This is a genomic window from Metallosphaera javensis (ex Sakai et al. 2022) (assembly GCA_021654415.1).
Classification (GTDB): Archaea; Thermoproteota; Thermoprotei_A; order Sulfolobales; family Sulfolobaceae; genus Metallosphaera; species Metallosphaera javensis.
This window is the reverse complement of the sequence record AP024487.1, coordinates 813,640-839,121: the sequence shown is the minus strand read 5'-3', so window position 1 is coordinate 839,121 and position 25,482 is coordinate 813,640. Positions and strand designations below refer to the sequence as shown.

The window sequence follows — 25,482 nt, the reverse complement described above, 5'->3', positions numbered from 1 at the left end:
TTATAAATAAGCAAATAACCCTAAAAAGTATGGTCAAGAAAGATTCCTGTGGTTGCGTTGTGGAGAGGAAGTACGCATCTGACTTCCTCATGCGAAGGTTATACGCCCTCAAAGGCGAGAAGGGATTCAGGCTGGTGAAGAGGGTCAGTCTTGACGATCAGAGATGGTTTGAGGTATACGAGAGGGGGAATGAGATAAGGTACAGGTCATCTGAGTGCCCGCTCGTGGTCATAGGGTTAGAGGCACTCCTAGAGGCTAGAGAGGAGGGAGTTCCCCCTGAGAAGTGGAGGGAAGTCCTTGGGAAAGTGAGGGGACTACAGATCAACCCACTTCTGGAGAGATTGGGTGAGGAACTAGCCAAGGTGTTAGGGATTGAAGAGGGTAGCATACATAGTTGAGTCCAACCTGGGATCCTATATCCTGGGCCAGATGATTGTACCGCAGCTTGAGGAGGGAAGACACGGGGTGGATGTGAAGGGAATGTTCTTCATCCACGATAACGTCTACATTCCCATGAGGGATAATCCGTTGGGACAGAGGTTAGAGGCTCTAGCCATGAGGGGAATATACCTTCAGGCTTGCGACCAGTGCGTTTACATGAGAAACCTTGCGGATAAGCTCATCCCCTCTTGTAAAATTGGATGTTTCCCGGACTTTTACAAGGCGGTCATAGACCACGTTGACCTGGTTATTACTATTTAATAAAAAATAAAGCAAAAGATAGAAACTAGTTATAAATACGCTATTTTTAAAAGATGCTAGGATTCCTTATGAATGAGAGAGTATGAACTATAAGATGTTGTTAATAGTTGGAATAGTTGTGATCCTTCTTGTGGGAATTGGGGCAGCTTACATAATGATGAGAAGTAGCACAAGCCCCTCTACCTCGAGCACCAGTACCAGCACCAGTACCACCTCTACCTCTACCTCGAGCACCAGTACCACCTCTACCTCAACTCCGAACAATAACTTCTATTTCCTCGCCCTGACTCAGAAGGGAATAGCCCAGGTACTTAACCCCTTCAGTAGCAGTCAGAGTTTCCTAGGTTTCCAGAGAGTGGAGAACATTTCCACTAGTGTTCCCACACAGGTGTATTACTGGGAGGAAGTACCGGTTGGAGCTTCGTTGAAGTACATATTCATGCCCTTGAATAACGGAACCGTTTTCGTAATAAACACGACCAACTTCAAGGTAGTCAAAACCCTACAGGTGGGATCTTCTACGGGTTTCATTGGAGTGGCAATTTCTCCAAACGGCGAGTACGCGGCCATAGCGGATGGTCCGTCAGGTGAAGTTCTCGTGATTAACATGCAGACCCTACAGACTGTATGGAAAGAAACCTTTGTTTCACCCACAGGCAAGACATATTATCCATGTGACGTAAGATGGACTCCAGATGGCACGGAACTTCTGATACCCATGAGGTTCAATAACAGTATTGATATAGTAAGTGCAACCAATGGCTCAGTAATACTTGTGAAACCCACTAGCCTAGGCTCCCAGCCCTACATGTTAAGCCCCAATGAGCAGGGCACGATGGTTGCGGTTGAGTTTGCGGGCAATGACTCGGTAGGGTTCTACTCCTTACCTAACCTTCAGCTGATGGGAATGGTGCAGATGCCCAAGGGATTGACAGCTCAAAGAGGCGTTTTTACCCCCAACGGTCAATACTACCTTGAGGCGCCCAGCAATAATGACACTGTGGTGGTGATCTCTACATCCAACTTCCAGATAGTGAAGGAGATAGCTCTACCACAAATTTCGCCTCCCGGTCTGGCGGACATAGAAATCACTCCAGGTGGAAGTTATGCATACGTAGTCATTCATGGAAGCGTAAGCGCTGGAGGCATGATAGTTCTGATTTCCCTGTCGACGCTCTCAGTGTCCTACACCCTACCCCTGACTACCGCACCTGCCATTGTGATACCCATAACTCAAAGTATGGGAACCTACCTTGTGGATCAGGTCATGTTACCTCCCGTAACTGGACTCCACTGCTAAGGTGTCCGTATGAGACCAGTTAATCCTTTTTTCTACGTGTTTCTATTTTTTAATGCGACAATATTTTTACCCGTGGTTATTAACGGTATCCGCGTTGCTGATGTATGGTACTCTCCCCTTGCAGATACGGGCCAGATTACCTTTATCAAACCCTTTCTTCTGCTCGTGATCGCGTATCTGGTGGGTTCCATCCTGGTGGGAATTTTCCTATATAGAGCCAGAAAGGGCAGATTTATTCTGGTCCATGGGCCCATGAGATTGAGAGCCGTTCTCAGGGCCACTCTTAGGGACGGGGTTGGGAGAGGTATGGTGGCGGTGTTTGTCCCTGCTTACTACATCAGTTTTCTGATAGTGTCTGGGTTGCTCCTGATTCCTAACCTTAACGTGAGCTCTTACTTCACCGGACTTACGGCTATAACGTATCAGGGAGAAGGTATCCCCATGATTGGAAACTTGGTACTTAACGTTCCCCTCTTGCTCTTGGGAGCGCTTAATGATCTGGTCCTGACATTGTCACTCATCTTCTCATATTACGTTATGTCTCTTCTCTACGTCTCCAGTTCAACCATGAAATGGGCGGTTCCCAAGTCACTTCGTATGGGAACCCTTAACACTACTGCTGGTTTCCTGACAGCCTCGATACCGTCCATCGGAACCATCGCTGGAATATGCTGTCTATCGCCTACGGCTATGAACTCATTACTGTATCTCCTCTCGAGCTCGTATCCTGCCCTGACTAAGGGAATTACATGGAAGTACGGAACCTTCATAGCAGGGGCATGGACAGGAGGAATCCTTCAGGCAATCCTTCTGCTCTCTCCCACAATAACCGGGATGGTACTCTTGGGTGTGGGAATCTGGCAGATAATGGTTATATCCTCTCAACTGGTTAAGAGGTCGATGAGCCTTGAAGTCCCTGAGAGATGAATCCAGCCTGGAAAGACTGATACTGAGGATAGCCGTCGCCTCAATCTGGCTGGATGCCGGCGTGTTCAATAAACTTCTCAATCCAGGTTTCCTCAATTCAGGTTCCACGTCGTACATAGGTTTCACAGTTCAATACCTGGCCGAGGGCTCTCCCATCAGGGGCTTTCTGTACACGGTGGTCTTCCCGCACGTTTATACCGTAGGTGTCTTAGTTATGATAGGGGAGATAAGCTTTGGGATTCTCACCCTCCTGGGATTCATGTCGAGACTGGCTAGCACTGTTGCCCTCTACACCAATCTGATCTATTTCCTGTCCGCCTACTGGACCGGGACTGAGGAGTACGGGATCAACCTTCTCCTCATACTCCTTAACCTCTACCTTGTGTGGAAGGGACCTGGTCAGTTCTCGCTGGACGGTGTTATCTCACCGCGACTCAAGCTCCTCCAGAACCCCATACCCTGGGCCATAGCTGGCACGCTCATATACGCGATCGTGATACTTTATCTTCTAATTTACTAAATTTTTACTCTATTTAAAAAACCGTTTAAAAAAGAGCATAACTTAAAAGAATCCTGACGTAAATGATCTTGGTGATATGATGTCATCCGAGCCCCTAAAGATAAAGGAACCGGACGATCAACTTGACGTGATTGGGGAGTCCTGCCCCGTACCTGAGATGATGGCCAGCAAAAAATTGAAGAAGATGAAGGCTGGTCAAGTCCTGGAGGTAATAACGGACCACCAGCCCGCCGTGGATGTAACGTTACCGTCTCTTTGCAAGAACATGGGTTATCCATATGTGGTACTGAAGGACGGTGACGTTTACAGGTTCAGAATTCTGAAGGTGGGATAGGGTTGGCAACTCCCTCAATGATACTTCAACCCGTTTTTTCGGAGTCCTGGGCCCTCATATTTGGGCTGTTTGGATTGAGCGGTTTCATCCTGGGCTGGGTAGCCCAGAGGGGAAATTACTGCTTTGTGAATGCCATGACCTCGATCTTCACCACAAGGAGCTTTGAGAGATTTGGGGCACTTCTCATTCTGTTTGGACTAACCGCCCTGGGGACCGGGTTACTTGTGGCCTTTGGTCTTATTCCCCCTGTGGATCAGTACTTCAATAATTACTTTGCAGGATGGTACATACTTGTGGGCTCATTTATCTTCGGTTTTGGAGCTGCGTTAGCGGGTGGATGCAATCTTTCGATGCTCTATAGGGCCAGTAGTGGTTACGTACAGAACTGGATTGAGCTGTTTGGAATGATGATTGGAACCTACATTTTTGCGGTGGCCATTTGGCCCTTCCAGTCCTACACCATGGAGAACGGGATCCTCTCCACCAGTGCAGGGGGGTATGTGGAGTATCTGCCCTACGTTCTCTTCCACTCCGTTTCCAACATGGCAGTCTACATTACCACAATGATAGTTGCCCTTCCTCTTCTCTTTCTGGGAATTTATCTTCAAATGAGGACGAGAAGCAAGTGGGGCAAGTCAGTGAGCATGAAGGGACCGGGACTGAGCGCTGTTGGGATGAAGGCATTACCGGGATTGCCGGGTCCATCCGCGCCCTCAATTCCCTCTGGGTTGAGACTGAAGCAAGAAGCTAAGGATATGTTGCTTCTCAAAAAACCCTATGGCACAAATCTCTCCACAGTTATCTTGGCCCTGGACATGATCTTCGTGTTCATAGTGGGGGCAGGATATACCTTTAACTACCTGGTGATAACCTCCTCGGATGGAGGGAGGTTCTTCGAGTACATTCTCATGCCCCTTGGAATTAACCTGTTCACCAACACTCCCTGGTTCAACAGTTCTCTTCCCATAGTTGACCCCAGCACCCTTATGGTAGTGATGCTGTGCATAGGCGCCTTCTCAGCTTCCTTCCTGAGCGGTGACTTCAAGATCAGGATACCCAAGGACAGGAAGAGATTAGCCATAGGATTCGTGGGAGGCATGCTTGTTGGAATAGGTGTGAGGATGGCCCTGGGTTGCAACGTGGGTTTAATGTGGACCAACTTTGGACAACTGGGTTATGACGGCTACATCTTCCTGGGAGGAATGCTGGCAGGAGTTTACCTAGCCGTGAAGGTACAGGAAAAGCTGTAGGTGAGAGCATGGAGGAAATGGAGAAATCCAAGTCCAAGGCAAAACCCTACCCCGTGAGAAGGGTTATAGGACCCTTAGTGCTTTCACTGTTCGCCATTGCCTGGTATCAGTTCAGCAAGATTTACCTAACAGGAGCAGATAACATTGCACTCAGCAAGGCAAATTTCCTAGTTTATGTTCCCCCAGACCAGTTGCAGGGATATCTTGAGGCTACTACATGGATCTGTTACGTTGTGGTTTACGTTGGTCTGATGATGTTCTGGGTCTCCCTCGTAAAGTATGTTCAGTCTAAGGAGGCTGGATCATGACCGAAATGTACTCATTCATGATGATCTCAGGCGATCAGGAGAAGATGATGATGGGAGTAATCACCGCAATAGGTTACGCCTCAAGCGGGAACAGGATATACATGTTCTTCACCATGGATGCGTTAAGGGCACTCACAGCAGAATCAGAAAAAATTATGCTCAATGGGACTAAAACATTAAAGTACTATCTTGATAACCTCGTGGAACTGGCCGGAGAGGATCTGGAGATAACGGCCTGCGAGTTCGGAATGAGGGTCAAGGGAGTACATGAGGAGGATTTCGTGTATAAGGTGAAGGTTGGGGGAGTCTCTGAGTTCGCACTGAAGAGCTCACAGTCTAAAGCCACACTTATTTTTTAGAATTCCAACTTAACTTATGAATCTTAAAACATTTGTGTTGGGCCCTCTCAATACCAATTGCTACGTTTTATGGGATGGTGGAGAGGCACTGGTCATTGATCCTGGAGGTGATCCTTCACAGGTGATAGAGTTCTTGAAGCGCAATAATCTCAGCCTTAAGTACATTATTGCCACTCACGGCCACTTCGATCATGTGTTGGGAGTGAAATCCCTGAAGAGAGTTGGGGGAAGGTTCCTCATGAACCTAAAGGACGTTGATCTAATGCCACTTTATTACGACTGGAAGGAACTTCCCCCAGAACCTGACGATGAATTGAGCGACGGTGCCGAACTAAGGATAGGTAGCCTTACGGCAATGGCTATCTCAACTCCAGGTCACACCATGGGAAGCACTTCCATCCTTGTGGAGCAATCTCTGTTCACTGGAGACACCCTCTTCAAGGGAACCGTAGGGAGATATGATCTAGGAGGTGACAGGGACTCCCTTAGGGCCACTCTGGAAAAGATTAAAACCATGAAGGTCACGGATATATTTCCGGGACATGGAGAGAAATCCACGTTGAGGGATGAGATAGTTTCTAATCCCTTCCTGAACGGAGTGCTTGGCCCAGATGATTGGTAGCTTACATGAACGCCAAGTAACTCGCCTTATCTCCGTGGTCTAAGAACTAGTATCATCGATCCGGTAAGTGTAAATCTGCATTGGATGGCAACGAAAAATGTATGGAACTACTTCATAGGTAGTATGGTAATTGACAGTTAACGACTATTATCAAGACTTACTATAGGAATAGTTATATACAAATAACAATACAATTTTCACAATGGACAAGGCTGAACTGCTAAGCAGACTGCTTGTGGAACATGGAATGCCCACAAGAGGTTTTGAGAATATAGAGAGGGGAGTGAGGATCAGGTTCATGGACAATAGTTACGTCGATATAATGGATTCAGGCATTACTCTACTTTACATAGCAAGGAGGGTTGGATGCGAGAGGGTTCTTGAGTTAAGGGATAGGATCAAGGAGTATCTTACCAGACTATCGGCTCTCAACGTGATAGCAGGAATCGAGGTGCTAAGTGAGGGATGTTACCTGGCACTGCTTCGCAAGCTAGATCTGAAGATTTCAATGGAGCAGGCGAATGAGCAGGACCTATCTAAGATATGGACGGAGTACATAAGGACGTTAAAACTTCTTCCCCTCATTACAGGAACTAGGATAAGTTAGTCATATGTTGTTCTGGCCTGCTCCCTCATGAAGGAGAGGAGATAGTAGGGTCCGCCCGCGTTTCTTCCTGTCCAGCCGGAGTCCTTCCATCCCCCAAAGGGTTGTACCCCCGGCATTGCTCCAGTGGTGGATCCAGACTCCCTGTTGGCATATACGACTCCAGCCTCCACGTTCCTGAAGAAGTACTCTATCTCATCTGGATCTTGAGAGAATATTCCTGCCGTAAGGCCGTAGTCCACATCGTTAGCGAGCTTAACCGCCTCCTTTAGATCGTTTACTTCCTTCACCAGCACAATGGGCACAAAGAGTTCAGTCCTCCACAGGGAGCTGGTATAAGGAAGGTCAGCTATAATGGTGGGCTCCACCAGATAGCTCCTTGTGTCCTCTCTGACCCTTCCACCAGTGATTACCCTTCCGCCCTCAGATATGGCCTGGTCCACGTACCTCCTGAACTTGTCCACCGCACCCCTGTTAATCAGGGGTCCCAGAAACGTGGTCTTCAATCTTGGATCTCCTATCTGGGCAGTCTCCGTCCTAGCCTTGAATCTGGTCAGAAACTCTTGGTAAACAGCGCTCTCCACGAAAACCCTCGAGGTGGCACTGCACTTCTGTCCACCAAACCCGAAGGCTCCCCTGAACGTTCCTTCCACCGCCTTCCTGAGGTCAGCCTTGGAGGTGATAATTGTTGCGTTCTTACCCCCAAGTTCCAGGACAGCGGGTCTCGGTTTCAAGTTGATGAACTGTTTCAGGAGCCTGTGTCCCACCTCCCTTGAGCCAGTGAAGGCAAATCCCGCCACATCTAGGTTCTCCTCCATCACCTTGGACACCACCTCACCGGGTGAGGTCACATAATTCACGGTCCCTACAGGAAAGCCAGCCCTCCTCAACGTGGTAACCAGCTTATATGCGGATAGGGGAGTGTCAGAAGAGGGCTTAACCACAACGGTGTTCCCGGTGATCAGGGCTCCCAGAGTCATGGTAGCCGTGATTGCCAGGGGGAAATTGAAGGGGGAGATTATTAACCAGGGTCCGTAGGGCCTCATAACTGAGGTTCCGTGCTCTCCCTTCACTATTCTACCTTCCATTTCCCGGATGTAACCCCTATTCTCCTCTAGAAGCTGGGCGTAATAGTTGAAGTAGTCAATGGTCTCATCAACCTCAGCCACGGCCTCGTATCTATTTTTACCATTCTCGAAGGTGATGGTGGCGGCCAGTTCATATTTCATCCTTCTCAACTCATTGGCAGCCTTTACTACGAGTTCAACTCTGTCCCTCCAGTCCGAATCCCTCCAATCCAGGTAGCTCTCCTTGGCCACCTTAAGGGCATTTCTCAGGAGTTCGCCGTTGTCTCTTTGGAAAACTCCCAGTGTCAGGGAGGTGTCGATGGGTGACTTAACTGTGAATTTGGATGAGGTCTTTATCTCCTTGTCGGCAATTAGAACTGGATACTCCTGTCCAAGTTGCTCCTCGACTCTCTTGATCCCTTCTTCCACCAGCTTGTGAAACTCCTCCTCCCTATTTTCCTGTAAATAGCGTTGATATGTTCTCTCATTTACAAAGGGCATATCATAATATCTCTCGTACAGTAATAAAGTTAATAATTATTTACGCCATTACGTTATTTCTCCTCTACTGAACAGCGCCATGCCTTTTATTTGGGTTAACTAATGTAACCCGTGGTAGTAAAGGAAATAATTTATAGACATATTGTGGACGACGAGTTTAAGGAGCCTTACGAGGGCGAGTACTGGCCCTCCCAAATCTGGAGCTGTTTAAGAAAACAATACTATGACAGAACTTCGCCTGCGTTATCAGGTATAGATTCGGCAAGGTTCACCATTCTGGGTGAGGCTCTCCATGAGCTGATAGCCGAACTGCTCAAGAAGGAATCGAGCGTGAAAGTTACCAGTGAACTTCCTCTGAGAATTCCCCATCCCACAAATCACGAAATAGTTATCTCTGGGAGAGCGGACGACCTAATTGTTATCGAATTTACGAAGGAAAGATATCTGGTGGAGATCAAAAGCGTAGACGGTCTCTCCTTCAAGGTGAAGAATGGTTACTTACCGAGACTGGAGCACAGGGCCCAACTTAATCTTTACATGAAGGCCTTTCCCAAGTCCAAGGGCGTCCTTCTATACGTGGATAGGTCCAACTTCGATATGGAGGAATTTCTCGTGGATTTTGACGAGGAACTTTACCTGAAAACCATGGAAAGGGCGGAAATGCTCCACAAGGCACTCAAGGGCAGGAAACTTCCAGAACCAGAGGCCAAGATGAGGGAGGACATGAAGTGGCAATGCGAATATTGCCTGTATAAGGCTAAATGTGACAAGGATAAGTGAAGGGATCTCTCAACTAGGCCTCTTGGTATGCATACCCAGTTAGAGCCTTTACGCACTGAAGGGCCTGATACCTGTCGGGAGGGTCATCTCCTTACAATTCCGTAGATCAGTACACCTAGTCCCACAAAGAACACGATAAGGCCTATTATAAATGCCAACCCACCTGCCTCTATGGAGGAGTTCAACTGCGTTGTAACCAAGGTAATACCCATGGGACCAGTGGAATTATCCTCCACGTATACGCTTGGAGAGGTTCCATTGATCAGGAGGGCCTCCACGTTCTTTGAGGATGAAGTGGTTATGATGTTACCTGTAACTTCAATCTTTGGCGGTAAAGACGTATTATAACCTATACTTACACTGTTAATACCACTCTTTAGGGGAAAGGTCTTTCCCTGACCCGGTGATAGGGAAACCTGGGTTATTTGAATTCCGGACTTTGCAAGGAAGAATCCTCCAACTGCGATAACCAACCCAATTAAAAGTATTATACCACCTATAATGACGACGTTCCTTCTCATGGGTCAATTATCTATCAGTCATATAAAACCTTAAGCCAAATAACTAGAGCTGAACAATTGGAAAAAATCTAACTTATGGTGAAGCTGGCCACTGCCATTGACTTCTCACTCAGCGCAGGGGTGTATAGCTTGACATGATAGGTTCCGGGACTCAGATGTATTGGAAGAAGCATCTGGAACTGGGCCTCGCTTCCCAGCACAATGGCGAATCCGGTGTACCAGTTCACGTAATCCTTCTTGTTCTCATTCCATGGTGCCTGAATGACCTTGATAGTGTAGTTGGCGATTTCAGAGGAATTCAGATACACATGCCAAGTTGAGTTATATATCTCCATCAAAGGAGCGGAGGCAGGATACGCGTCCGGACCGTCCACGTCGGTTATATTCATGATGAGCATCGTCTGATTACCCTGCTCCTTGGCAGTGATGTAAGTTATCTCGAGTTTGGGTAGCTTCGAATAGTTAACCAGCGGTCCTACCACATTACCGTATGCCCACTGACCTGTACCCAAGATGAATCCCATCACCAGTATCCCGAACACTAGGGCTATTACGACCGTCCTGTCCATATGGGTCACCAGAGCTTTATCATGTTAAGGATCGGAACTCTCTTGGAAAGTGGCCTGTCACCAAACTTCTTGTAGAGGAGACTGTCCACACCGAACACCCTTCCAGTTGCGGTGAGCATCAACACAACAGAACCAGCCGTAAGGAGAGCGCCAATCTGCCACTCATCTTCACATGTGGATCCTAGCCAATATGCTGGCGCGAAACCAACGGACATGAATAAGGCCGCCAGAGCAGAGAGCCTGGTGAGGAATCCTATCACTAGGAAGAGGCCAGCGATGATCTCTATGTAGCTGAACACAGTCAAGAAGGAAACATCCAGAGCTCTGTTCTCAAGGGTCATTAACAGGAACGGTTTAAAGGGGCCTGCATGGGGCAGGAAGTTTACCAGCTTTCCTCCGACGAAGGAAGACGAATTGGGATCCAGCTTGGCAGGCTTCAGAACGGCCTTTCTAAGCCCTCCGTCCAAAAACATCCAACCTACAGCGAACCTAATGGGGAAAAGGTACTCCATTCTGGTAGAGTTTCCAGGATTCAGACTTTGTTTCTCAGCCACGTTATCACCACAATAACCTGGAATAGGCTTAATTTAAGTTTTTCTTAAATAAAGTTTAAACATGAAAAACTTAAATAGCTAATTATTTTTCATTTCTCTAGATAAAGGAAAACGGCTTTATGCGCAAGCATTTTAAAAATAAGATGTCGTCAGCATTCGCGTGAAATAAATTCTTACGCATGTTTTTATTGTTCATCAACATGGTTTAATTATGGAAAATCAGAAGCAGATGCCCCCAGGGCAGAGACCGGTGAAAAGGTTCATCTATTACGCGGCGCTTGGAGTGCCTGAGGTTAACATAGACGATTACAGGTTCAGGATAACGGGCCTGGTGGAAAGGGAGTTGAGCTTCACCTATCAGCAACTGCTGGACATGATGGACATGGAGTACAAGAGGGATTTTCACTGCGTTACAGGATGGAGCGTGTTGGACGTTTCGTGGAAGGGAATTAACTTGAGGAGAATGGTGGAAAGGGCCTCCCCAAAGCCTGAGGCAAAATGGGTGATCTTCTACTCACTGGATGGGTATACCGCAACCGTGCCCCTCGAGGACGTTATGAGCGAGGATTCGATCCTGGTTCTCATGATGAACGGAAGACCCTTAACCAAAGAGGAAGGTTTCCCCGCCAGGCCTTTCTTTCCCCACCTCTATGGCTGGAAGAGCGCCAAGTGGGTAACCTCAATGGAATTGATTCCAGAGTATGTGGATGGATACTGGGAAGAAAGGGGATATCATGAGAGAGGTAACGTGTGGGACGAGGAAAGGTTCAAAGGTCTCTGGGGAAGACACAGTAAAAAAAGACCAATCATCTAGACATTACGCCTTCTCTCCTTCACTTTTCATCTCACCATGAGATCCTGAAGCCTCCTGGTGATAGAGGTAGTTTCTCTCCTTGAGCCCCTGATATATCCCCAGCGGGTAGAAGAGAACCAGGGACACTACAACTGTGATCAAGGTAGCAGTTAGGAAGGGTATTACGTTGAGTGCACCGTCTGAACCCACGTAGGTCATGAGGGTTAAGAAGGTAATGTAACCCATGTACCAGGTGGATTCCTTCATACCCTCACTCACCTTTCCCACAATTCCCAGAATGGCTGTAATGACTGCAAGTATTATTACAGAGTATGGGACCGCAGGCCAACCACTCCAGAACACAATTAACGAGGAAGCAGCGAACGCAATGGGTGATATTACTGTCCCTCCCTTAATCCTCCATTTGGTAACCCCCTGCTTTCTTAACACCATCATTGCCACAGGGTTCGTGGCGAACCCAATGTAACCTGCAACGGTGGCATCATCGATCAGACCATAGATGCTGGGAACGGGAGCGAACAGGAAAGCAATGACTGCGCCAACAACGGCAAAGAGCAACAGACCCCAGTAAGGTATTGCATACTTGCTGTGAAGTGATTTGAATTTCTCGTGAAGGAATCCGGACCTCGCTGAGGCGAAGAGAACCCTGGCCCCTCCTCCCATGTATACGTAACCTGTGAGGAAAGGACCCACTATACCTCCTATGAGGAGAAGGGCTAGGGCTGCCTGACCTAAACCGGAATGATAGGTGCCAGCCAGGACTATGAAGGGATTTCCCACCACCTTGTTCAAGGAACTCCAGTCCCCTGGCGTGAGTCCAAGTTTGGCCCAATCAAGGTTGGCTATGAAGGTGAAGTCAAAGAGTAGATATACCAAGCCCTCTCCAATCACGGTAATTATCAATGCGTAGATTAGGTAACTCTTTTTCTTAACCTCTTCAGCAAAATCTGGAATTACTCTCGCTCCCCCGAAGGCAAACATGGCGTAGGGCATTGAGGAAAATATTCCTGCGAAACCGAAGGGTAATACCCCATACACGGTGAAGTTCTTTAGGTTAAGGAATGTCAGTAATAGCAGAAAAGCTGGCAATATGTAAATAATGTACTTTACGGTACCGAACCCAGAGGTGATCCTTGAAAAGGTCTTTACGCCGTAGTAATTGAAAGGAATGTAACCGAACATTAGCACCACTCCCACAAGAGCGCCCTTGAGAGTGGGAAATCCCTTGGAGTTGAGAAGGGATGGGAAAATATAGTCAAGACCCTCTATGGTCGCAAATGCCTCTATTGGTGGAATAAATAGATACCAGAGGAGGTCTGCCATGGCATTAATTAGATTAGTTACTGATCCATGACTATAAATTGAATATCTGGAGGGACCACCAGCCTCTGGATAGGTCTGGGAGAGCTCTATGTAAGTTATTGATATTGTCACATAGAAGAGGATAGCTATAACCCAGGCAATCAAACTTCCAGGTCCTGCCACCTCCGTCATCTGCAATGGACTGAAGAATATGGCTGTGGCCACCGCTGAAGCTAGACCTATTATTATCAGTGAAGTTAACCCGATTTCTTTTTTCATTCCTTTAGGATCGGACATAAAGGTAATATACCATTAATATTATTTAAGTCTTCCTAGAAAATTTAGAGCCAGTTCATCGATTTTATATTATTAGAATTTCATATCTTCTAAACCCTTCTGATATAGATGGTAAATATAAAATTAGTAGATTTAAAGTACGTGATCATTCATTTTATTTAACATGTTAATTGGCTATCCTTCAACAAGAGGTAAGTGCGCTGTTAACAGTAAAGTGGAGGCGTTAAAACGTCCCGTTTAAATTATCAATACAATCTATACTCCCTTTTAATAGTTAAAATTTTTTAGACAATTTGCAGATAGGTTTATTAATACCCGTGAGATAGTGATAATTTATGAGGAAAGTTTACCTGAGACATGATTCCACAATAAGTAAGACAGGGAGTGACATGGAAATGGAGTTCACCTTGGTTAAGGAAGATACGAAATCGTGGAGAATAAGACTCACGAGCCGTAGCCAAGATCCCTATCAGAGCCTTATGAATCCCCATCTCTCCCAGTACGGGAAGATGTGTCACGAGACGACAGGCACGGGTTACGTTTGCCCCGTGTGCAACTTGGAAATAGACGAGTACGGATATTGCGGTTGTGGTGCTGGATCGAGTTGATAAAAAGGAAGTCACTTCAGTTTTCTAACAACTTCCTGAATTTCCTTGTAATCAGGCTCGTTGGCTAGTTCCTTACCTACCCACTTGTAGACTATCTTCCCATTCTTATCTAGAATGTATACTGCTCTCTTAGCAAGAACATACCCAGGTAGCGGTGGAAATTCCATATCAACCCCATAGGCCTTTACAGCGTCTCTTCTATAGTCGCTAAGTATGGTGAAGTTAAGCTTGTTTGCTTCCTTGAAGGCCTTGTTGCTGAACGGGGGATCCACACTAATACCAAGGACCACAGCATTAACCTCGTTAAACTTGGCCATGGAATCCCTGAACGTGCACATTTCCTTTGTACATACGGGCGTAAAGGCACCTGGATAAAAGGCCAGGACCACCACTTTTCCCCTGAAGTCCGATATTTTCACTTTCTTTAAATCTGTATCCACCAGTTCCACGTCTGGTGCAATTTCACCTATTTCAGGCATGGGCTTTATTAAGAAGTTGGATATATAAACTAATTTATCAATGAGTATGAACTATTTAAATCTAGAAATTTTTCCCAGTAAATTTAACACATAGTCACCTGGTTAACCACTTGTCCTGATCCCATATGGTGACCAGCGCATATATACTAACGACCAGCTGGATGGCAAGAGCCAGGGAACCCACCAGTAAGGTCTTTAGCTTCTCTTCGTGAAGAAGTCTCCAAAGGGCGTAAATGAAGGGAATTGCTGTGAGGTAGCTTGCCACATGCATCAGGATTACAGAATACTTGAAACCCAGCCTGGGGAAATGAAAGCCCAGGAAGGTGGAAGGAGGGTGATTTACCTGATAATGATGAAATATGGATCCAGGAATCGTGAAGGGGTAGTGAGTGGTCGTTGTCCCGAGGAGCAGAGAGAACACGATCCTCTTGGCGAGAATCATTGGTAAGTGAAGTATGAAGTTGCCTCCGTGTAGAAGAGCAAGTTCGTAATCAGTGGGGTCAGTGTCCACAATGGTGGAGCCCAGGAATATCATATCAAAGATAGATATTCCCATGACTAGAAATGGGAGAATTGTTGTGTAAAGGAAATTAAAGACGTAAAGGGGACCTCTCTTGAACATGGTTCCATCTCTCATTTCCCTGAAGAAGAAGTAATAGTTTGCCCTTGACCATCTAATCAGCTGTTTATATAATTTCTTTACTGTCTCAGGAGGATATGTCAGTACAGTGGTCTCGAAGTCCACAAGTGCCCTGTAACCCTTGGAAATCACGTAATTTGTGAGCTGTTTATCGTCCCCTATCAATGCCCTTCTTCCCATGAACTTCGGGTTCCTGAACTCCTCGCTGAGAATGAAAGGTCTCACCAGTTCAGTCCTGTATAGGGAACACTTGCCGTTGAGAAGGACAGCGTAACCTGACCTGTTCACGGCCCTCATTGTGGCTTCCTTAAGTCTCTCAATGAGTTCTGCAAGGTAGAAGGTATTTCCAGTGTTCACATTTCTCACATTGACGCTAACTCCTCCCACTCCTTCATCCATAAGGGATAACATCCTCTTTATACCGTCGTCAGGCAACACTGTATCGCTATCAAGGAGGAGAACAAACTTGGTGTCTACGTGCGATATACCTGTAGCAACAGCGTTCCTCTTCCCTGCCCTGGATGGTGTTCTAATGAATTTTCCTCCATATCTGAAGGTGATGGACCTGTAGGGCTCGTCACAACCATCTCCCACGACCAGAAACTTAACGTCTTGAGCGTAAACGGAAGATATCACTCTCTCGAATATGGATGGCTTCTCCGCATATACCGGGATGAGCACGGTTACGTCAGACAACCTGTTTGAGTCTGTCCTTCTGGGACTCTTTACGTTAATAGAGAAGTAGGAATTAAGAATGAAGTAAATTAGCGAAAGAAATAACGTCAGCGATCCAAATATTAAATAAAATGCATCTACTTGATTCATTCGTGTTTAGCATGATAATGAGTAGCTTAAAAACTATGTGGCGAGTTAAAGCAAATTGAGTTCATGATGTGAAATCTTATAACAAGTTGGAGCACTTCCTACGGGACCTAGCCGTTTGAAACAGTTTCCATAACACCGTGAAGTTTAAATAGTTTGTATACAAATTTATTTACGATGCTAAGACCCAAAGAAGTATGCCAGAGATTAGGAATCTCATACAGAACATTACAGGAATATGTAAAGAAGGGTGTAATAACACCAGAAAGACTACCATCCGGAAAAATGAGATTTAGAGAAGAGGATGTAGAGAAACTTGAGGGAATAATAAGAAAAAAGAAAATAGTGCTATACGCTAGAGTATCATCAAACGCACAAAAAGATGACTTAGTGAACCAAGTGAACTACTTAAAGGAAAAGGTACCAGAACACGACATCGTAATAACAGACATAGGATCTGGGCTGAATATGAAAAGAAAAGGGTTCCAAAGACTCTTGAAGATGATACTAAACAACGAAGTTAGCAAAATAGTGATAGCTTATCCAGACAGACTAGTAAGATTTGGGTTAGAAATACTCGAGCAAGTGTGCAAAGCACACGGTTGCGAAATAGTGGTGGAAAAAGAGGACAGGACGCCAGAGCAGGAATTAATTGAAGACCTAATCAGTATCCTGGTCTCGTTCTCTGGCGGAACGAGAGGTCATGAGCGTGAAAAGGTGAAGAAATGTGCTGAGGAACTTAAGAATTAAAACGTTCATGACAGAAAAAGAATACGTACACCTCACGTATGCGATAAGAAATGAGGAGGAAAGAAGCAAAGAACTAATTCACGCTTATGTAAACCTACTGAACAAAGGGATAAAATACGTGTTTAACAAAATCAAAATAAAGGATAAAAGAGCAGAATTACCAAAAAAGAAGGAAATATACAAGGAGTTGAGAGAATACTTAATGAAAGAGAATGCACAAGGATTAGCAAAACACTACATAGATCAAGCAATTCATGATGTATACTCTATCCTTGACTCCTGGAGAAGAAGATTTGAGAAGGGAAGAAGTGAATTCAAACCACCACTTGTGAAGAAGGGTTATGTAAGAGTAAAAACAACGCTAAGAAAAATCATTGGTAAGAGCGTTAGGATAACTGTAAAGCCATACGAGTATATCATATACTCATGGGACGGAAGCTGGTTCTCTAGCAGAGTGGAAGGAATGGAGTTAACAGAACCGGTGATCAAGGAGGATAAAGTGTATCTGGTGTTTAGAAAAGAATTACCAACAACCACGCCACCTGAAACTGTTGCATTTGATTCTAATCTCTTTTCACTCGACGGTTACGATGGCGAGAAGTTTATCACGATCTCTCTGAAGCAACTTTACTCCTTGAAGTACGTCATGCAGATGAAGAGGGCTAAGGTACAGTCTGTAGCCTCTAAGAAGTTGAAGGGTGGTAGGAGACTCTTGATGAAGTACTCTCATCGTGAGAGGAATAGGGTTAATGATTTGATTAGGGCGATTCAGGTTTCCATTGCGAATTGTAATTAGTTAATCTACGTGAGATGATCAAAATCAATCTATCATTTTTCAGTAATACTTTAAGGGGGCCGAACACGATGTCATACCATGACTAAGCTAACTATCGAACCCGCGTACCAACTCCAGGAGGAGTTGGTACACATCGTGTTCGACCCCGTATTTCCTAAGCACTGGCTCATAAATAAACCTGTTGAGGAGGTGGAGGAGCTAGCGATGAGGGAGGCGGAGGAGGTAAGCCCGAGGTACGCGAGGGGGAAGAGGATCAAGAGGAGGGGTTACGCGAGGTACAGGTTCCTAACTGGTTTCTCGGTGGTGATGGAGGGCAGGAGGATTGAGTACAGGCTCAGGTGGATGAGCGTGAGGTTGCCCGTGATGTACGACGGGAAGGGGAGGGTGAGGACGGGGGTTGAGAGGGAGTTGCTGAGGGAGGAGGAAGATGTGCTCAGGAAGCTGCTCACGTTCTACTCGGTGCTGGGAGGGAAGATGAACGCGAGGCTCTGGACCCCTGAGCTTGAGGTTGAGGGAGACTTCCAGTACGTGATAGCTGACGGGAAGTGGGTCAAGCTCAGGGGAGGGAAGGGAGTCCTCCTGGTGGCCATGGGCGTCACGCGCGAGGGAAGGAGAGCTGTGCTGGACTTCCTCCTGGCTAAGGAGGAGGACGCGAGGAGTTACTGGAGGCTTTTTGCAAGGGTGTGGAGGAAGTTCAACTTCAAGCTCGTGGTTGCGGACATGGTCAGGTCCGTGGACTCCGCGCTTGAGCTCTCGGGAATAGACGCGAAGAGGCAGCTCTGCCTCAACCACGTCAAGAGGCGCCTGGACCGCGACGAAAGGAAGGAGGTCGACCTCCTCGTGTCTGGCCTGCTCGCCGAGTTACCTGACAGGATCAAGGAACTGGTGGAACGCGGTCTCCTCTCCTTCACCTCCCTTCCTCAAGAACTTCAGCGCCTCCTCTCCACCAACAACCTGGTGGAGTCCTTCAACTCCCTGGTGGAGAGGAGGAGGTTCGGCAAGTGCCACACGCCCCACAGGCTAACCCAGATCATCTGGGCCATCGCCGATAACTACAACATTTTGGATAATTTTTTACAAGAATGGAATAATATCCATATGTCTATCATTTTCTTTACGATCGAAACGTCACCACTCAATTAATCCTACATTGAATAATGAGAAATGAAGGAACTAGAATTCAATTCACAATGGAAACCTGAATGGCCCTTTGATTAACAAGCTGGCTAACTTCATCCTCGAGTTGTACAATAATCATGTTTTAGTCTTCGAAAGGTTGAATAAGCAGGGTATGTTTGATGATGCTAGTGAGTCTTTATCCAAAAAGTTATCTAGGACTGTTTGGAGGAAGTTAGTTAACACGTTGAAATACAAAGCTTCTCTATACGGTTGTAAAGTGGTGGAAGTGAACCCGCACCTCACATCCAGGTCTTGCCCCAGATGTGGATGGGTTTCCCGAACGGTTGGCAAGACCTTCAGGTGCGGGAGGTGCGGGTTCACCCTTGATAGGCAATTCAATGCTTCATTAAACATTATGAAGAGGTTCTTATCTAAATTCAACCTCAAGATGTGGGGGTTTCCTCACCGTAAGGTGAGTGGGGTTATCCCCCTAATGGGAGTGAGAAGGATGAGCGGTTCAATCCGCGACTTCGGTGAACTCCAAGGGTCGAGAATTGAATACAAAATACATGAAATTCAATGAGACCCAAACCCCTAGTTAGAAGTTCGCGTGTCCTGTGAAGAATCGGTCAAGGCCCGCACCTCCTGCTCGTATAGCGTTAACAAAGAGTCCATGGTAACCACACCCTGGAAAATTCCCCTATCCACCACGGCCACCCATCTGCTCCTGTTTATGGCCATAATTTCCCACGCCTGCTCCAACGAGGACTGGGGTGTCACGTGGGGAGAACCCCTCACTACGTAACGCCTCACCTGATCCAAGGGGTTCTTCCTTTCGATATCTCTATAGTACACTATGCCAATGAACCTGTTCGAATCGTCAACCACAGGGAGGCTGAGGAAGTTGTTGTCCAGCATGAGCTTGAGTGCGGTTTCCAGAGTAGCCGATGGGGAGACTTTAACGTCATATTTCTTGCATTGACCTACCTTCAATCTTTGCATCACAGGAATCTCGTACTCGCTCTTATGCGCGGGAGAATCCCTCCTGGTGGGTACCTGGCTTCTATAGATCGTGTAATTTCCCGAGACTAGATAAGAGATGGCCACAGCTATCATGGCGCCGGGGAGAAGTTGAAGGCTTGATGTCATTTCCGTAACCATCACTATAACTGACAGCGGTACCTTTCCGGCCGCAGCGAAGAACGACATCATGCCTATGATCACAAAGGGAGCTATGTCAGGCACAAGGAATGGAAATAGGTAATGAAATATCAAACCCACATCCACCCCCACGAACGCTCCTATGAAGAGGCCGGGAGCAAAAACACCTCCACTTCCCCCAGATCCTATGGAGAGCGAGGTAGCCAATATCTTGACGAACGGGAGTAAGGCCAGCAGGATCAGAACAGGAAACAGGGGCGAATAAAATGATGACAACCTCTGGAACTCAGCGAGATTTATCCACCCGTATCCTGTCCCCAGGACCTCTGGAAAGAGCAGGGCCAGTAACCCAGCAAGACCCCCGCCAATCATGGGCTTAATATGGTTGGGGATCCTTAGCCTCTTAAACAGTCCTGATATTCCATAAAACGACTTAACGTAGAGGATGGCCAAAACCCCGGAGATCGCTCCCAACAGAGCATACATGGGTAGCCTCAAGGGGTTGAAGGTTCCGGTATAATACCCGAATACCGGGGTGAAGCCGAAAATGATGCCGAATATGGTGTATCCCACCGAGGATGCTATTAGCCCTGGATAGATGAGTTCCGGTTCAAGATCTCTCTTGTAAAGTATCTCAGACGCGAGAATCGCACCGCCTATGGGAGTCTTAAATATGGTTCCTATCCCCGCACCAATTCCCACGGCAAGAGCTCTCCTCCTATCCTCTGGCGAAAGTTTGAGTAGGTCCGCAATAACCGATCCAACCCCCGAGGAGAACTGGGCTGTGGGGCCTTCCCTTCCAGCGCTTCCCCCTGATCCTATTGTGACCGCTGAGGCGAATATCTTTACCGGTATTACAACCCATCTCACCTTTCCCTGAAGGTAGTGGTAGGCCCTTATGGCCGCGTCCGTGCCGTGACCTTCAGCCTCTGGAGCGAATGTGTATACCACAAGCCCAGATATGAGTCCTCCCAGCATTAAGGAGACGGGTATAAGAAGGTAATTGCCAGGATGAAACTCGAAGTTAAGCGTGCCCCCCTCTCCCAGCGGATGAGGATAGGACATGCCCACGAACCTAGTGATGAATACATACTCAAATAGATGGAGCAGTAAGTAGAACACTGTGGATGCGAAACCAGCAACTACCCCAAGTATGATACCCAGAACTAGCCACTTCTCGAAATAGGGCAAAGATGATAGCCTTACAGGCATGACAAAACGTTAATCTAGCGATTTAAAAAAACTAGTCCTGGATATTCTACATCCTTTATTGAAAACTTCCTTATTAATTAAAAATTAGATTTATCGTGATATTCTCGAATGTTTTATTAACCGAGAAACTACGTCTCTATCAATGAGGTATTTGATTTCGGCACCCCAACTACTGGAGGAAATCAACAACTACAGGGTGGTGGAGGTAACCTTCTATGATGATTCTTACCTAGAGTGGCATATACCTGGTGCCGTCAAGCTCCCCTGGAGATACCTAAGGCATCCTGTGAGGAGGGATTTCACCACAAGGGAAATTCTGGAGAAAAGGCTGGGGGAACTGGGCATTTCAAGCGATGATTCCCTAGTTGTGTACAGCGATTTCAATAACAGATACGCATTTTACGCCTTCTGGGTATTGAGGGCATTCGGTCATGAGGAAGTCAAGGTCCTAGACGGAGGAAAGGTGGCATGGGAAGTTAAGGAGTTACCAAGGGAGGTTGAAATAAGAACGCTCCCTCCATCCAGATACGAAGCTCAGGAGCCAGACTGGAGTGAAAGGATGATGGTGTGGGAATTGCTCTCCAAGATCAGTAGAGGAGAGAGGTTTCAACTTCTGGACGTCAGATATCCTGAGGAATATTCAGGTGAGACAGGAACTCCTCCGGAGCATCCCAATGAGGAAACGCAGGTTACAGGACATATTCCCGGGGCCTTAAATGTACCGTGGAACAGGTTTCTCGATCCGGTCACTGAGGAACTTCTCCCTCCCCATAAACTGGAGTTATCCCTCTCGAGACAGGAAACGGTTGTATACTGTAGAACGGGAGCGAGAGCATCTCTCGTGTGGTTCTACCTGAAATACCTCCTGAATTTCCCAAGCGTGAAACTATACGACGGTTCCTGGTCAGAGTGGGGAAACATGGTTGGAGTTCCCGTGGAAAGATAGTTAGATCTCAGCCTTCTCTCCTTCCTGAAGGAGGAGAGGAAGTTCCTCGAACTTTCTAATCCTCACCTTCTTCAATTCACCGTCCTTGTAAAATATGGCATCCCCAGTCTCCATTGCCTTAATCTCCGTCTCGATCTCCCTGGATTTCAGTGGTAATATCTCCTTGTAAACCCTTACGTCCACTGGATGAACCACCTTATGGAGGAAATAGATCTCGCTCTGCGTAAGAACGTCCTTGTTGACCTTTGCCGATCTCTGGCTCACCAGTATCATTCCGATTCCCCTCTTTCTTCCTCTAAGGGCGATTCTCACCAGCACGTCACTGAGCGGAGTTCTACCTCCCTGAGGGATGAACTCGTGGGCCTCCTCAAGCAGGACAAACAGATCCTTCCTGTAGACCTTGGAGGTCTCCCAAAGAACGTTGAAGAAAGCGGTGAGGAACTTGAACACGTCGTCGTTCCAATCATTCACGTCCAGTACAACGCTCTTTCCCACCATGAGAATGTTAACCACTTCCTCTGGATCCACATTGAACCTGTCGAATACAACGGCATCTAGTTCCCTGTATTCTCCATCAGGATCCACTATAACCAGTGGGATTTTCTCCTTGATGAGCTCCTCGGCAAATACCTTTGCGGTGTTGGACTTTCCGGACCCCCTTATTCCTAGAATCGCCACGCACTTTCTAATTACCTGATCTTTCTCAAGCGTCAGTGTACCTAAATTCATGTAGTAATTCTGGAGTAACTTCACTTTTAAGGCTCGAAGCCCGGTATCACTTCCCTTTATTTAGTTTTTATGGAATAATCCATTATAAACACTTTTAAATAAAAGTTTATAACCTTGGCGAAGATGTATATAATGATAAAAATGTCCTTAAAGATATATAAAAAGTTAGATCTGACAGGTCAGTCTTGTGCAGGACCTCTGGGAGAACTCTCCGGAGTCCTGGAGGAAATAAGTCCAGGGGAGGCTGTAGAGGCCATCCTAGGGGATGAGGCAACAAAGAAGGACGTAGTGGCGTTCGTGACAAAGAAGGGATACAAGGTTGTTTCAGAGAAAAATGAGGGCGGGAAGTTCACGCTGGTGATCACAAAATGAAGAGAGTAATTGTAGTGGGAGGAGGAATAGCGGGCACCATCGTTGCCAATAGAATGGCCAGAATGATGCCCGAGGAGCTGGAGAAAGGGGAGGCAGAGATTGTAGTACTGGACAGAAATGAGAAGCATACTTACCAGCCAGGGCAACTACTGGTTCCATTTAACGTGCAGGATCCAATGGAACTAATTAGGCCCGAGAGGGAGCTACTGGACCACAAGATTAGGTTCCTCCACAGCCAGAAGGGTGAGGTCACAAAGATAGATCCAGCCAATCACTCGGTTGTTACTGCCGACGGGCTGTCCCACTCATACGATTACCTAGTCATCGCCACAGGATCTCATCTGAGATGGGATGAGGTACCAGGTTACAAGGATGCTGTATACTCTCCATGGGATTTTGAGAGTTCTCTCAAGCTGAGGGAGGCCCTAGATCAGTTCAATGGAGGGACAGTGGTCATAAATGTGGCTAAGCTACCACATAAGTGCCCCGTTGCGCCAATGGAAGCCACATTAATGCTTGATGATTATCTCAGGAGGAGGGGAATTAGGGATAAGACTGAGATAGTCTACACGTACCCGGTTCCAGGGATATTTGGAATAAAGACCACAAACGATGTGATGATAAAGATATTTCAGGAAAGAGGTATAAAGATAGTATCACCGTTCAACGTAACTAATGTAAATGCGAAGGACAAGGTCATGGAGTCCCAGGAGGGAGAGAAGATCAAGTTCGATCTGGCCATAGGAGTGCCACCTCATACAGGTGCCGACGTTATAGGAAAGTCGGGCATTGGAGACAAGAGGAACTGGATTCCAACTGACAAGTTCTCCTTAAGAATGAAGGACCACTCCAACGTCTTCGTGATCGGTGACACCACGGACATCCCGATCTCCAAGGCTGGATCCACTGCCGACTTCGAGTCCTACATCATCGCCAATAACGTGGTTAATGAAATAAGAGGCAATGGCCTTAAGAAGACCTATGACGGATCGGTGTTCTGCTACATCGCCACGGGACTTGACTCTGGTACCTATATCAGGTTCAACTATGCTGCGCCACCGGTGCCTCCACCACCCTCCTACGTACACTGGTGGGGCAAGCTGATGTACAACAAGCTCTACTGGACAGTAACCGCCAAGGCCATAGTGTGACGGAATATGAAAGTTGGAATTATTTTGGGCTCCAACGAGCTTGACCGGGTGGCCTACGCGGGGATGCACGCTCTGATCTCAACCACTCTGGACAACGAAGTGGTTATTTTCGCCACCATGGACGGAGTTAAGGCCTTCCTAAAGAACCCAGAGCTTAGGGTAGAGTCTGGTACCTCCAAGACCATTAAGGAAAGTAATGAGGACGTCTTCCAGCACTTCAGAAAGGCCAAGAAATCAGGGAAACTGAGGGTCCTTGCCTGTTCCTACGCCAGTAAGATTCATGGTTTGGACAAGGACGATTATGGGGATCTGGTTGACGATATAGTTGGGATCACCTCCTTCTCCATGGAAGTGGAAGGGGGTCAGCTGTTAACCATATGGTGAGATCATGGCCACGGAGGTAAACTTGGATAAGGTGCTTACGAAACTGGACGAAAAGAAAATGGAGGAATTGGCCAACTTCCTTGACCATGTGTCCACATTAAACGAAGTTCTGACAAAGGTAGGCCAGCTGAAGGATAGCGGAGCCCTGGACGTTCTGATCAACTTCAGTTACGGGGCCAAGTCCCTCAGAGATGCCCTTAATGACGATGCCATCCAGAGCATAGCTGACATGCTTTCCAACCTCATGATATTAGCTGGAGAGATGAAAATCAAGCAGAATGACATAGCCCAGATACTGGAGAACGCGGACGCATTGAAGGATGCTCTAATGCGATTGAAGGCATTGAGGGACAGCGGAACACTTGACGTTCTAGTTAACATGTCCTATGCCCTGAAATCCTTGAGGGAGGCACTCAACGACGACACCATCATGAACCTGGGATCCACGCTAAGCAATCTTATGGAAGTTCTGAGCTCCATGAATCCCAGGACATCAGACGGTGTGAAAAAGCTGATAGAGAAGGCCCCAGAACTGAACGAGGTTTTGAATAGGGTTATGGATCTCAAGAATAGCGGAACCCTGGACGTGCTCATAAACATGTCTTATGCCCTCAAGTCACTTAGAGACGCTCTTAATGATGACGCAATCACCAATCTGGGGACTACCCTTTCCCTCATATTTGAATTCCTTCCAAAGGGACTGGAGTTCCTGAACAAGGCTATGTCTCCACCACTCAGTTCCTTGATCGAGGTTTGGTCCGGTGAGGAGGCCAAGAAGATACTGGCCAATCCTGAGAACGTGACCCTAGGGAAACTGATAACCATGATGAAGGATCCGGATATACAGAGAGGGCTTGGAGTAATGATGGGCATGTTGAAGATAATAGGAAAGAACTTCAAAGCCTAATTTTTTCAAGAATAAATTCTTGACTAACTAAAATAAAGTTACTTCTATTCTTAAGTCTAAAAAAGTGGTCTCATG

At 46.8% G+C, this 25,482-nt stretch carries 30 protein-coding genes and 2 pseudogenes; 23 read left to right on the top strand and 9 right to left on the bottom strand.

Annotation, left to right across the window (positions count from 1 at the left end):
• Window positions 1–29 precede the first annotated feature (29 nt).
• The 11 genes from QVC96_RS05025 (at window position 30) to QVC96_RS04975 (ending at window position 6,929) form a co-directional block, all read left to right on the top strand.
• Window positions 30–398, top strand: coding sequence for a hypothetical protein (locus QVC96_RS05025; protein ID WP_287690092.1), 369 nt, complete (start codon window positions 30–32; stop codon window positions 396–398).
• Window positions 373–702: a sulfur reduction protein DsrE gene (locus QVC96_RS05020; RefSeq protein WP_287690091.1), complete on the top strand. Its 330-nt coding sequence runs from the start codon at window positions 373–375 to the stop codon at window positions 700–702. The genes QVC96_RS05025 and QVC96_RS05020 overlap by 26 nt, the downstream gene beginning before the upstream one ends.
• A gap of 94 nt (window positions 703–796) precedes the next feature.
• Window positions 797–2,002, top strand: coding sequence for a YncE family protein (locus QVC96_RS05015; RefSeq protein WP_287690090.1), 1,206 nt, complete (start codon window positions 797–799; stop codon window positions 2,000–2,002).
• 9 nt (window positions 2,003–2,011) lie between these two features.
• On the top strand, window positions 2,012–2,929 hold the full coding sequence (locus QVC96_RS05010) for a hypothetical protein (RefSeq protein ID WP_287690089.1): 918 nt from the start codon (window positions 2,012–2,014) through the stop codon (window positions 2,927–2,929).
• On the top strand, window positions 2,910–3,449 hold the full coding sequence (locus QVC96_RS05005; RefSeq protein WP_287690088.1) for a TQO small subunit DoxD: 540 nt from the start codon (window positions 2,910–2,912) through the stop codon (window positions 3,447–3,449). The genes QVC96_RS05010 and QVC96_RS05005 overlap by 20 nt, the downstream gene beginning before the upstream one ends.
• 79 nt (window positions 3,450–3,528) lie before the next feature.
• Window positions 3,529–3,783 (top strand): sulfurtransferase TusA family protein, encoded by a 255-nt coding sequence (locus tag QVC96_RS05000; protein WP_238026940.1) that lies wholly within the window; start codon window positions 3,529–3,531, stop codon window positions 3,781–3,783.
• Window positions 3,784–3,800: 17 nt separating this feature from the next.
• Window positions 3,801–5,033 carry a YeeE/YedE family protein gene (locus QVC96_RS04995; RefSeq protein ID WP_287690420.1) on the top strand — a complete coding sequence of 411 codons (1,233 nt, stop codon included), beginning with the start codon at window positions 3,801–3,803 and terminating at the stop codon, window positions 5,031–5,033.
• Between the two features lie 8 nt (window positions 5,034–5,041).
• Window positions 5,042–5,341, top strand: coding sequence for a hypothetical protein (locus QVC96_RS04990; protein WP_238026939.1), 300 nt, complete (start codon window positions 5,042–5,044; stop codon window positions 5,339–5,341).
• Window positions 5,338–5,700 (top strand): DsrE family protein, encoded by a 363-nt coding sequence (locus tag QVC96_RS04985; protein WP_238026938.1) that lies wholly within the window; start codon window positions 5,338–5,340, stop codon window positions 5,698–5,700. Before QVC96_RS04990 ends, QVC96_RS04985 begins: the two co-directional genes overlap by 4 nt.
• Window positions 5,701–5,716: 16 nt before the next feature.
• On the top strand, window positions 5,717–6,322 hold the full coding sequence (locus tag QVC96_RS04980) for an MBL fold metallo-hydrolase (RefSeq protein WP_238026937.1): 606 nt from the start codon (window positions 5,717–5,719) through the stop codon (window positions 6,320–6,322).
• Between the two features lie 202 nt (window positions 6,323–6,524).
• On the top strand, window positions 6,525–6,929 hold the full coding sequence (locus QVC96_RS04975; protein WP_287690087.1) for a hypothetical protein: 405 nt from the start codon (window positions 6,525–6,527) through the stop codon (window positions 6,927–6,929).
• Here QVC96_RS04975 and QVC96_RS04970 read toward each other — a convergent pair.
• Entirely contained in the window at window positions 6,926–8,494 is a 1,569-nt protein-coding gene (locus QVC96_RS04970; RefSeq protein WP_287690086.1) for an L-glutamate gamma-semialdehyde dehydrogenase, read from the bottom strand. The genes QVC96_RS04975 and QVC96_RS04970 overlap by 4 nt on opposite strands.
• A gap of 111 nt (window positions 8,495–8,605) precedes the next feature.
• On the opposite strand from QVC96_RS04970, the gene QVC96_RS04965 reads away from it, so the two are divergent.
• Complete coding sequence (locus QVC96_RS04965) at window positions 8,606–9,274, top strand: PD-(D/E)XK nuclease family protein (RefSeq protein ID WP_287690085.1); 669 nt, start codon at window positions 8,606–8,608, stop codon at window positions 9,272–9,274.
• Between the two features lie 83 nt (window positions 9,275–9,357).
• Here the strand turns inward: QVC96_RS04965 and QVC96_RS04960 are convergent, their stop codons facing one another.
• From QVC96_RS04960 to doxD, 3 genes are all read right to left on the bottom strand, one after another.
• Entirely contained in the window at window positions 9,358–9,795 is a 438-nt protein-coding gene (locus tag QVC96_RS04960) for a hypothetical protein (RefSeq protein ID WP_287690084.1), read from the bottom strand.
• 68 nt (window positions 9,796–9,863) lie between these two features.
• On the bottom strand, window positions 9,864–10,364 hold the full coding sequence (gene doxA, locus QVC96_RS04955; protein WP_287690083.1) for a thiosulfate:quinone oxidoreductase small subunit: 501 nt from the start codon (window positions 10,362–10,364) through the stop codon (window positions 9,864–9,866).
• A 5-nt stretch (window positions 10,365–10,369) separates the two neighbouring features.
• Window positions 10,370–10,876 carry a thiosulfate:quinone oxidoreductase large subunit gene (gene doxD / locus QVC96_RS04950; protein ID WP_238027214.1) on the bottom strand — a complete coding sequence of 169 codons (507 nt, stop codon included), beginning with the start codon at window positions 10,874–10,876 and terminating at the stop codon, window positions 10,370–10,372.
• A gap of 253 nt (window positions 10,877–11,129) precedes the next feature.
• Here doxD and QVC96_RS04945 point away from each other — a divergent pair, with 253 nt between their 5' ends.
• Window positions 11,130–11,732, top strand: coding sequence for a sulfite oxidase-like oxidoreductase (locus QVC96_RS04945; protein WP_238027208.1), 603 nt, complete (start codon window positions 11,130–11,132; stop codon window positions 11,730–11,732).
• Window positions 11,733–11,735: 3 nt separating this feature from the next.
• On the opposite strand, the gene QVC96_RS04940 is transcribed toward QVC96_RS04945, so the two are convergent.
• Window positions 11,736–13,331, bottom strand: a complete 1,596-nt coding sequence (locus QVC96_RS04940; protein ID WP_287690082.1) for an APC family permease — start codon at window positions 13,329–13,331, stop codon at window positions 11,736–11,738.
• A 335-nt stretch (window positions 13,332–13,666) separates the two neighbouring features.
• On the opposite strand from QVC96_RS04940, the gene QVC96_RS04935 reads away from it, so the two are divergent.
• Window positions 13,667–13,939, top strand: coding sequence for a hypothetical protein (locus QVC96_RS04935; RefSeq protein ID WP_238027206.1), 273 nt, complete (start codon window positions 13,667–13,669; stop codon window positions 13,937–13,939).
• Between the two features lie 11 nt (window positions 13,940–13,950).
• Here QVC96_RS04935 and QVC96_RS04930 read toward each other — a convergent pair whose 3' ends face one another.
• Together QVC96_RS04930 and QVC96_RS04925 are read right to left on the bottom strand one after the other, a co-directional pair.
• Window positions 13,951–14,418 carry a peroxiredoxin gene (locus QVC96_RS04930; RefSeq protein ID WP_287690081.1) on the bottom strand — a complete coding sequence of 156 codons (468 nt, stop codon included), beginning with the start codon at window positions 14,416–14,418 and terminating at the stop codon, window positions 13,951–13,953.
• A gap of 94 nt (window positions 14,419–14,512) precedes the next feature.
• Window positions 14,513–15,883 carry a glycosyltransferase family 2 protein gene (locus QVC96_RS04925; RefSeq protein ID WP_287690080.1) on the bottom strand — a complete coding sequence of 457 codons (1,371 nt, stop codon included), beginning with the start codon at window positions 15,881–15,883 and terminating at the stop codon, window positions 14,513–14,515.
• 174 nt (window positions 15,884–16,057) lie between these two features.
• Between QVC96_RS04925 and QVC96_RS04920 the strand changes: the two genes are divergently transcribed.
• The 4 genes and pseudogenes from QVC96_RS04920 to QVC96_RS04905 all read left to right on the top strand — a co-directional run.
• A complete protein-coding gene (locus QVC96_RS04920) occupies window positions 16,058–16,630 on the top strand; it encodes an IS607 family transposase (RefSeq protein ID WP_287689993.1) in 573 nt (190 codons plus the stop codon).
• Window positions 16,608–17,390 (top strand): annotated as a pseudogene (locus QVC96_RS04915) (RNA-guided endonuclease TnpB family protein); the annotation flags it as partial. The gene QVC96_RS04920 and the pseudogene QVC96_RS04915, both read left to right, overlap by 23 nt.
• Window positions 17,391–17,504: 114 nt before the next feature.
• Window positions 17,505–18,569 (top strand): transposase, encoded by a 1,065-nt coding sequence (locus QVC96_RS04910; protein ID WP_425597980.1) that lies wholly within the window; start codon window positions 17,505–17,507, stop codon window positions 18,567–18,569.
• Between the two features lie 70 nt (window positions 18,570–18,639).
• Window positions 18,640–19,128 (top strand): annotated as a pseudogene (locus QVC96_RS04905) (zinc ribbon domain-containing protein); the annotation flags it as partial.
• An 11-nt stretch (window positions 19,129–19,139) separates the two neighbouring features.
• Here the strand turns inward: QVC96_RS04905 and QVC96_RS04900 are convergent.
• Window positions 19,140–20,918 carry a chloride channel protein gene (locus QVC96_RS04900; protein ID WP_287690079.1) on the bottom strand — a complete coding sequence of 593 codons (1,779 nt, stop codon included), beginning with the start codon at window positions 20,916–20,918 and terminating at the stop codon, window positions 19,140–19,142.
• A gap of 142 nt (window positions 20,919–21,060) precedes the next feature.
• Here QVC96_RS04900 and QVC96_RS04895 point away from each other — a divergent pair, with 142 nt between their 5' ends.
• The gene (locus QVC96_RS04895; protein WP_287690078.1) at window positions 21,061–21,864 is read left to right on the top strand and encodes a sulfurtransferase; all 804 of its coding nucleotides are present in this window, start codon (window positions 21,061–21,063) and stop codon (window positions 21,862–21,864) included.
• Here the strand turns inward: QVC96_RS04895 and QVC96_RS04890 are convergent, their stop codons facing one another.
• Window positions 21,865–22,593 carry a helicase HerA domain-containing protein gene (locus tag QVC96_RS04890; protein ID WP_287690077.1) on the bottom strand — a complete coding sequence of 243 codons (729 nt, stop codon included), beginning with the start codon at window positions 22,591–22,593 and terminating at the stop codon, window positions 21,865–21,867.
• Window positions 22,594–22,734: 141 nt separating this feature from the next.
• Between QVC96_RS04890 and QVC96_RS04885 the strand changes: the two genes are divergently transcribed.
• From QVC96_RS04885 to QVC96_RS04870, 4 genes are read left to right on the top strand one after another with little or no spacing between them, the layout of a single operon-like run.
• Entirely contained in the window at window positions 22,735–22,965 is a 231-nt protein-coding gene (locus QVC96_RS04885) for a sulfurtransferase TusA family protein (protein ID WP_144418723.1), read from the top strand.
• Window positions 22,962–24,116, top strand: coding sequence for an NAD(P)/FAD-dependent oxidoreductase (locus QVC96_RS04880; protein ID WP_238027200.1), 1,155 nt, complete (start codon window positions 22,962–22,964; stop codon window positions 24,114–24,116). Before QVC96_RS04885 ends, QVC96_RS04880 begins: the two co-directional genes overlap by 4 nt.
• A gap of 6 nt (window positions 24,117–24,122) precedes the next feature.
• Window positions 24,123–24,500 carry a DsrE family protein gene (locus QVC96_RS04875; protein WP_238027199.1) on the top strand — a complete coding sequence of 126 codons (378 nt, stop codon included), beginning with the start codon at window positions 24,123–24,125 and terminating at the stop codon, window positions 24,498–24,500.
• A 4-nt stretch (window positions 24,501–24,504) separates the two neighbouring features.
• Window positions 24,505–25,407, top strand: a complete 903-nt coding sequence (locus QVC96_RS04870) for a DUF1641 domain-containing protein (RefSeq protein ID WP_287690076.1) — start codon at window positions 24,505–24,507, stop codon at window positions 25,405–25,407.
• The last annotated feature ends 75 nt before the right edge of the window (window positions 25,408–25,482 follow it).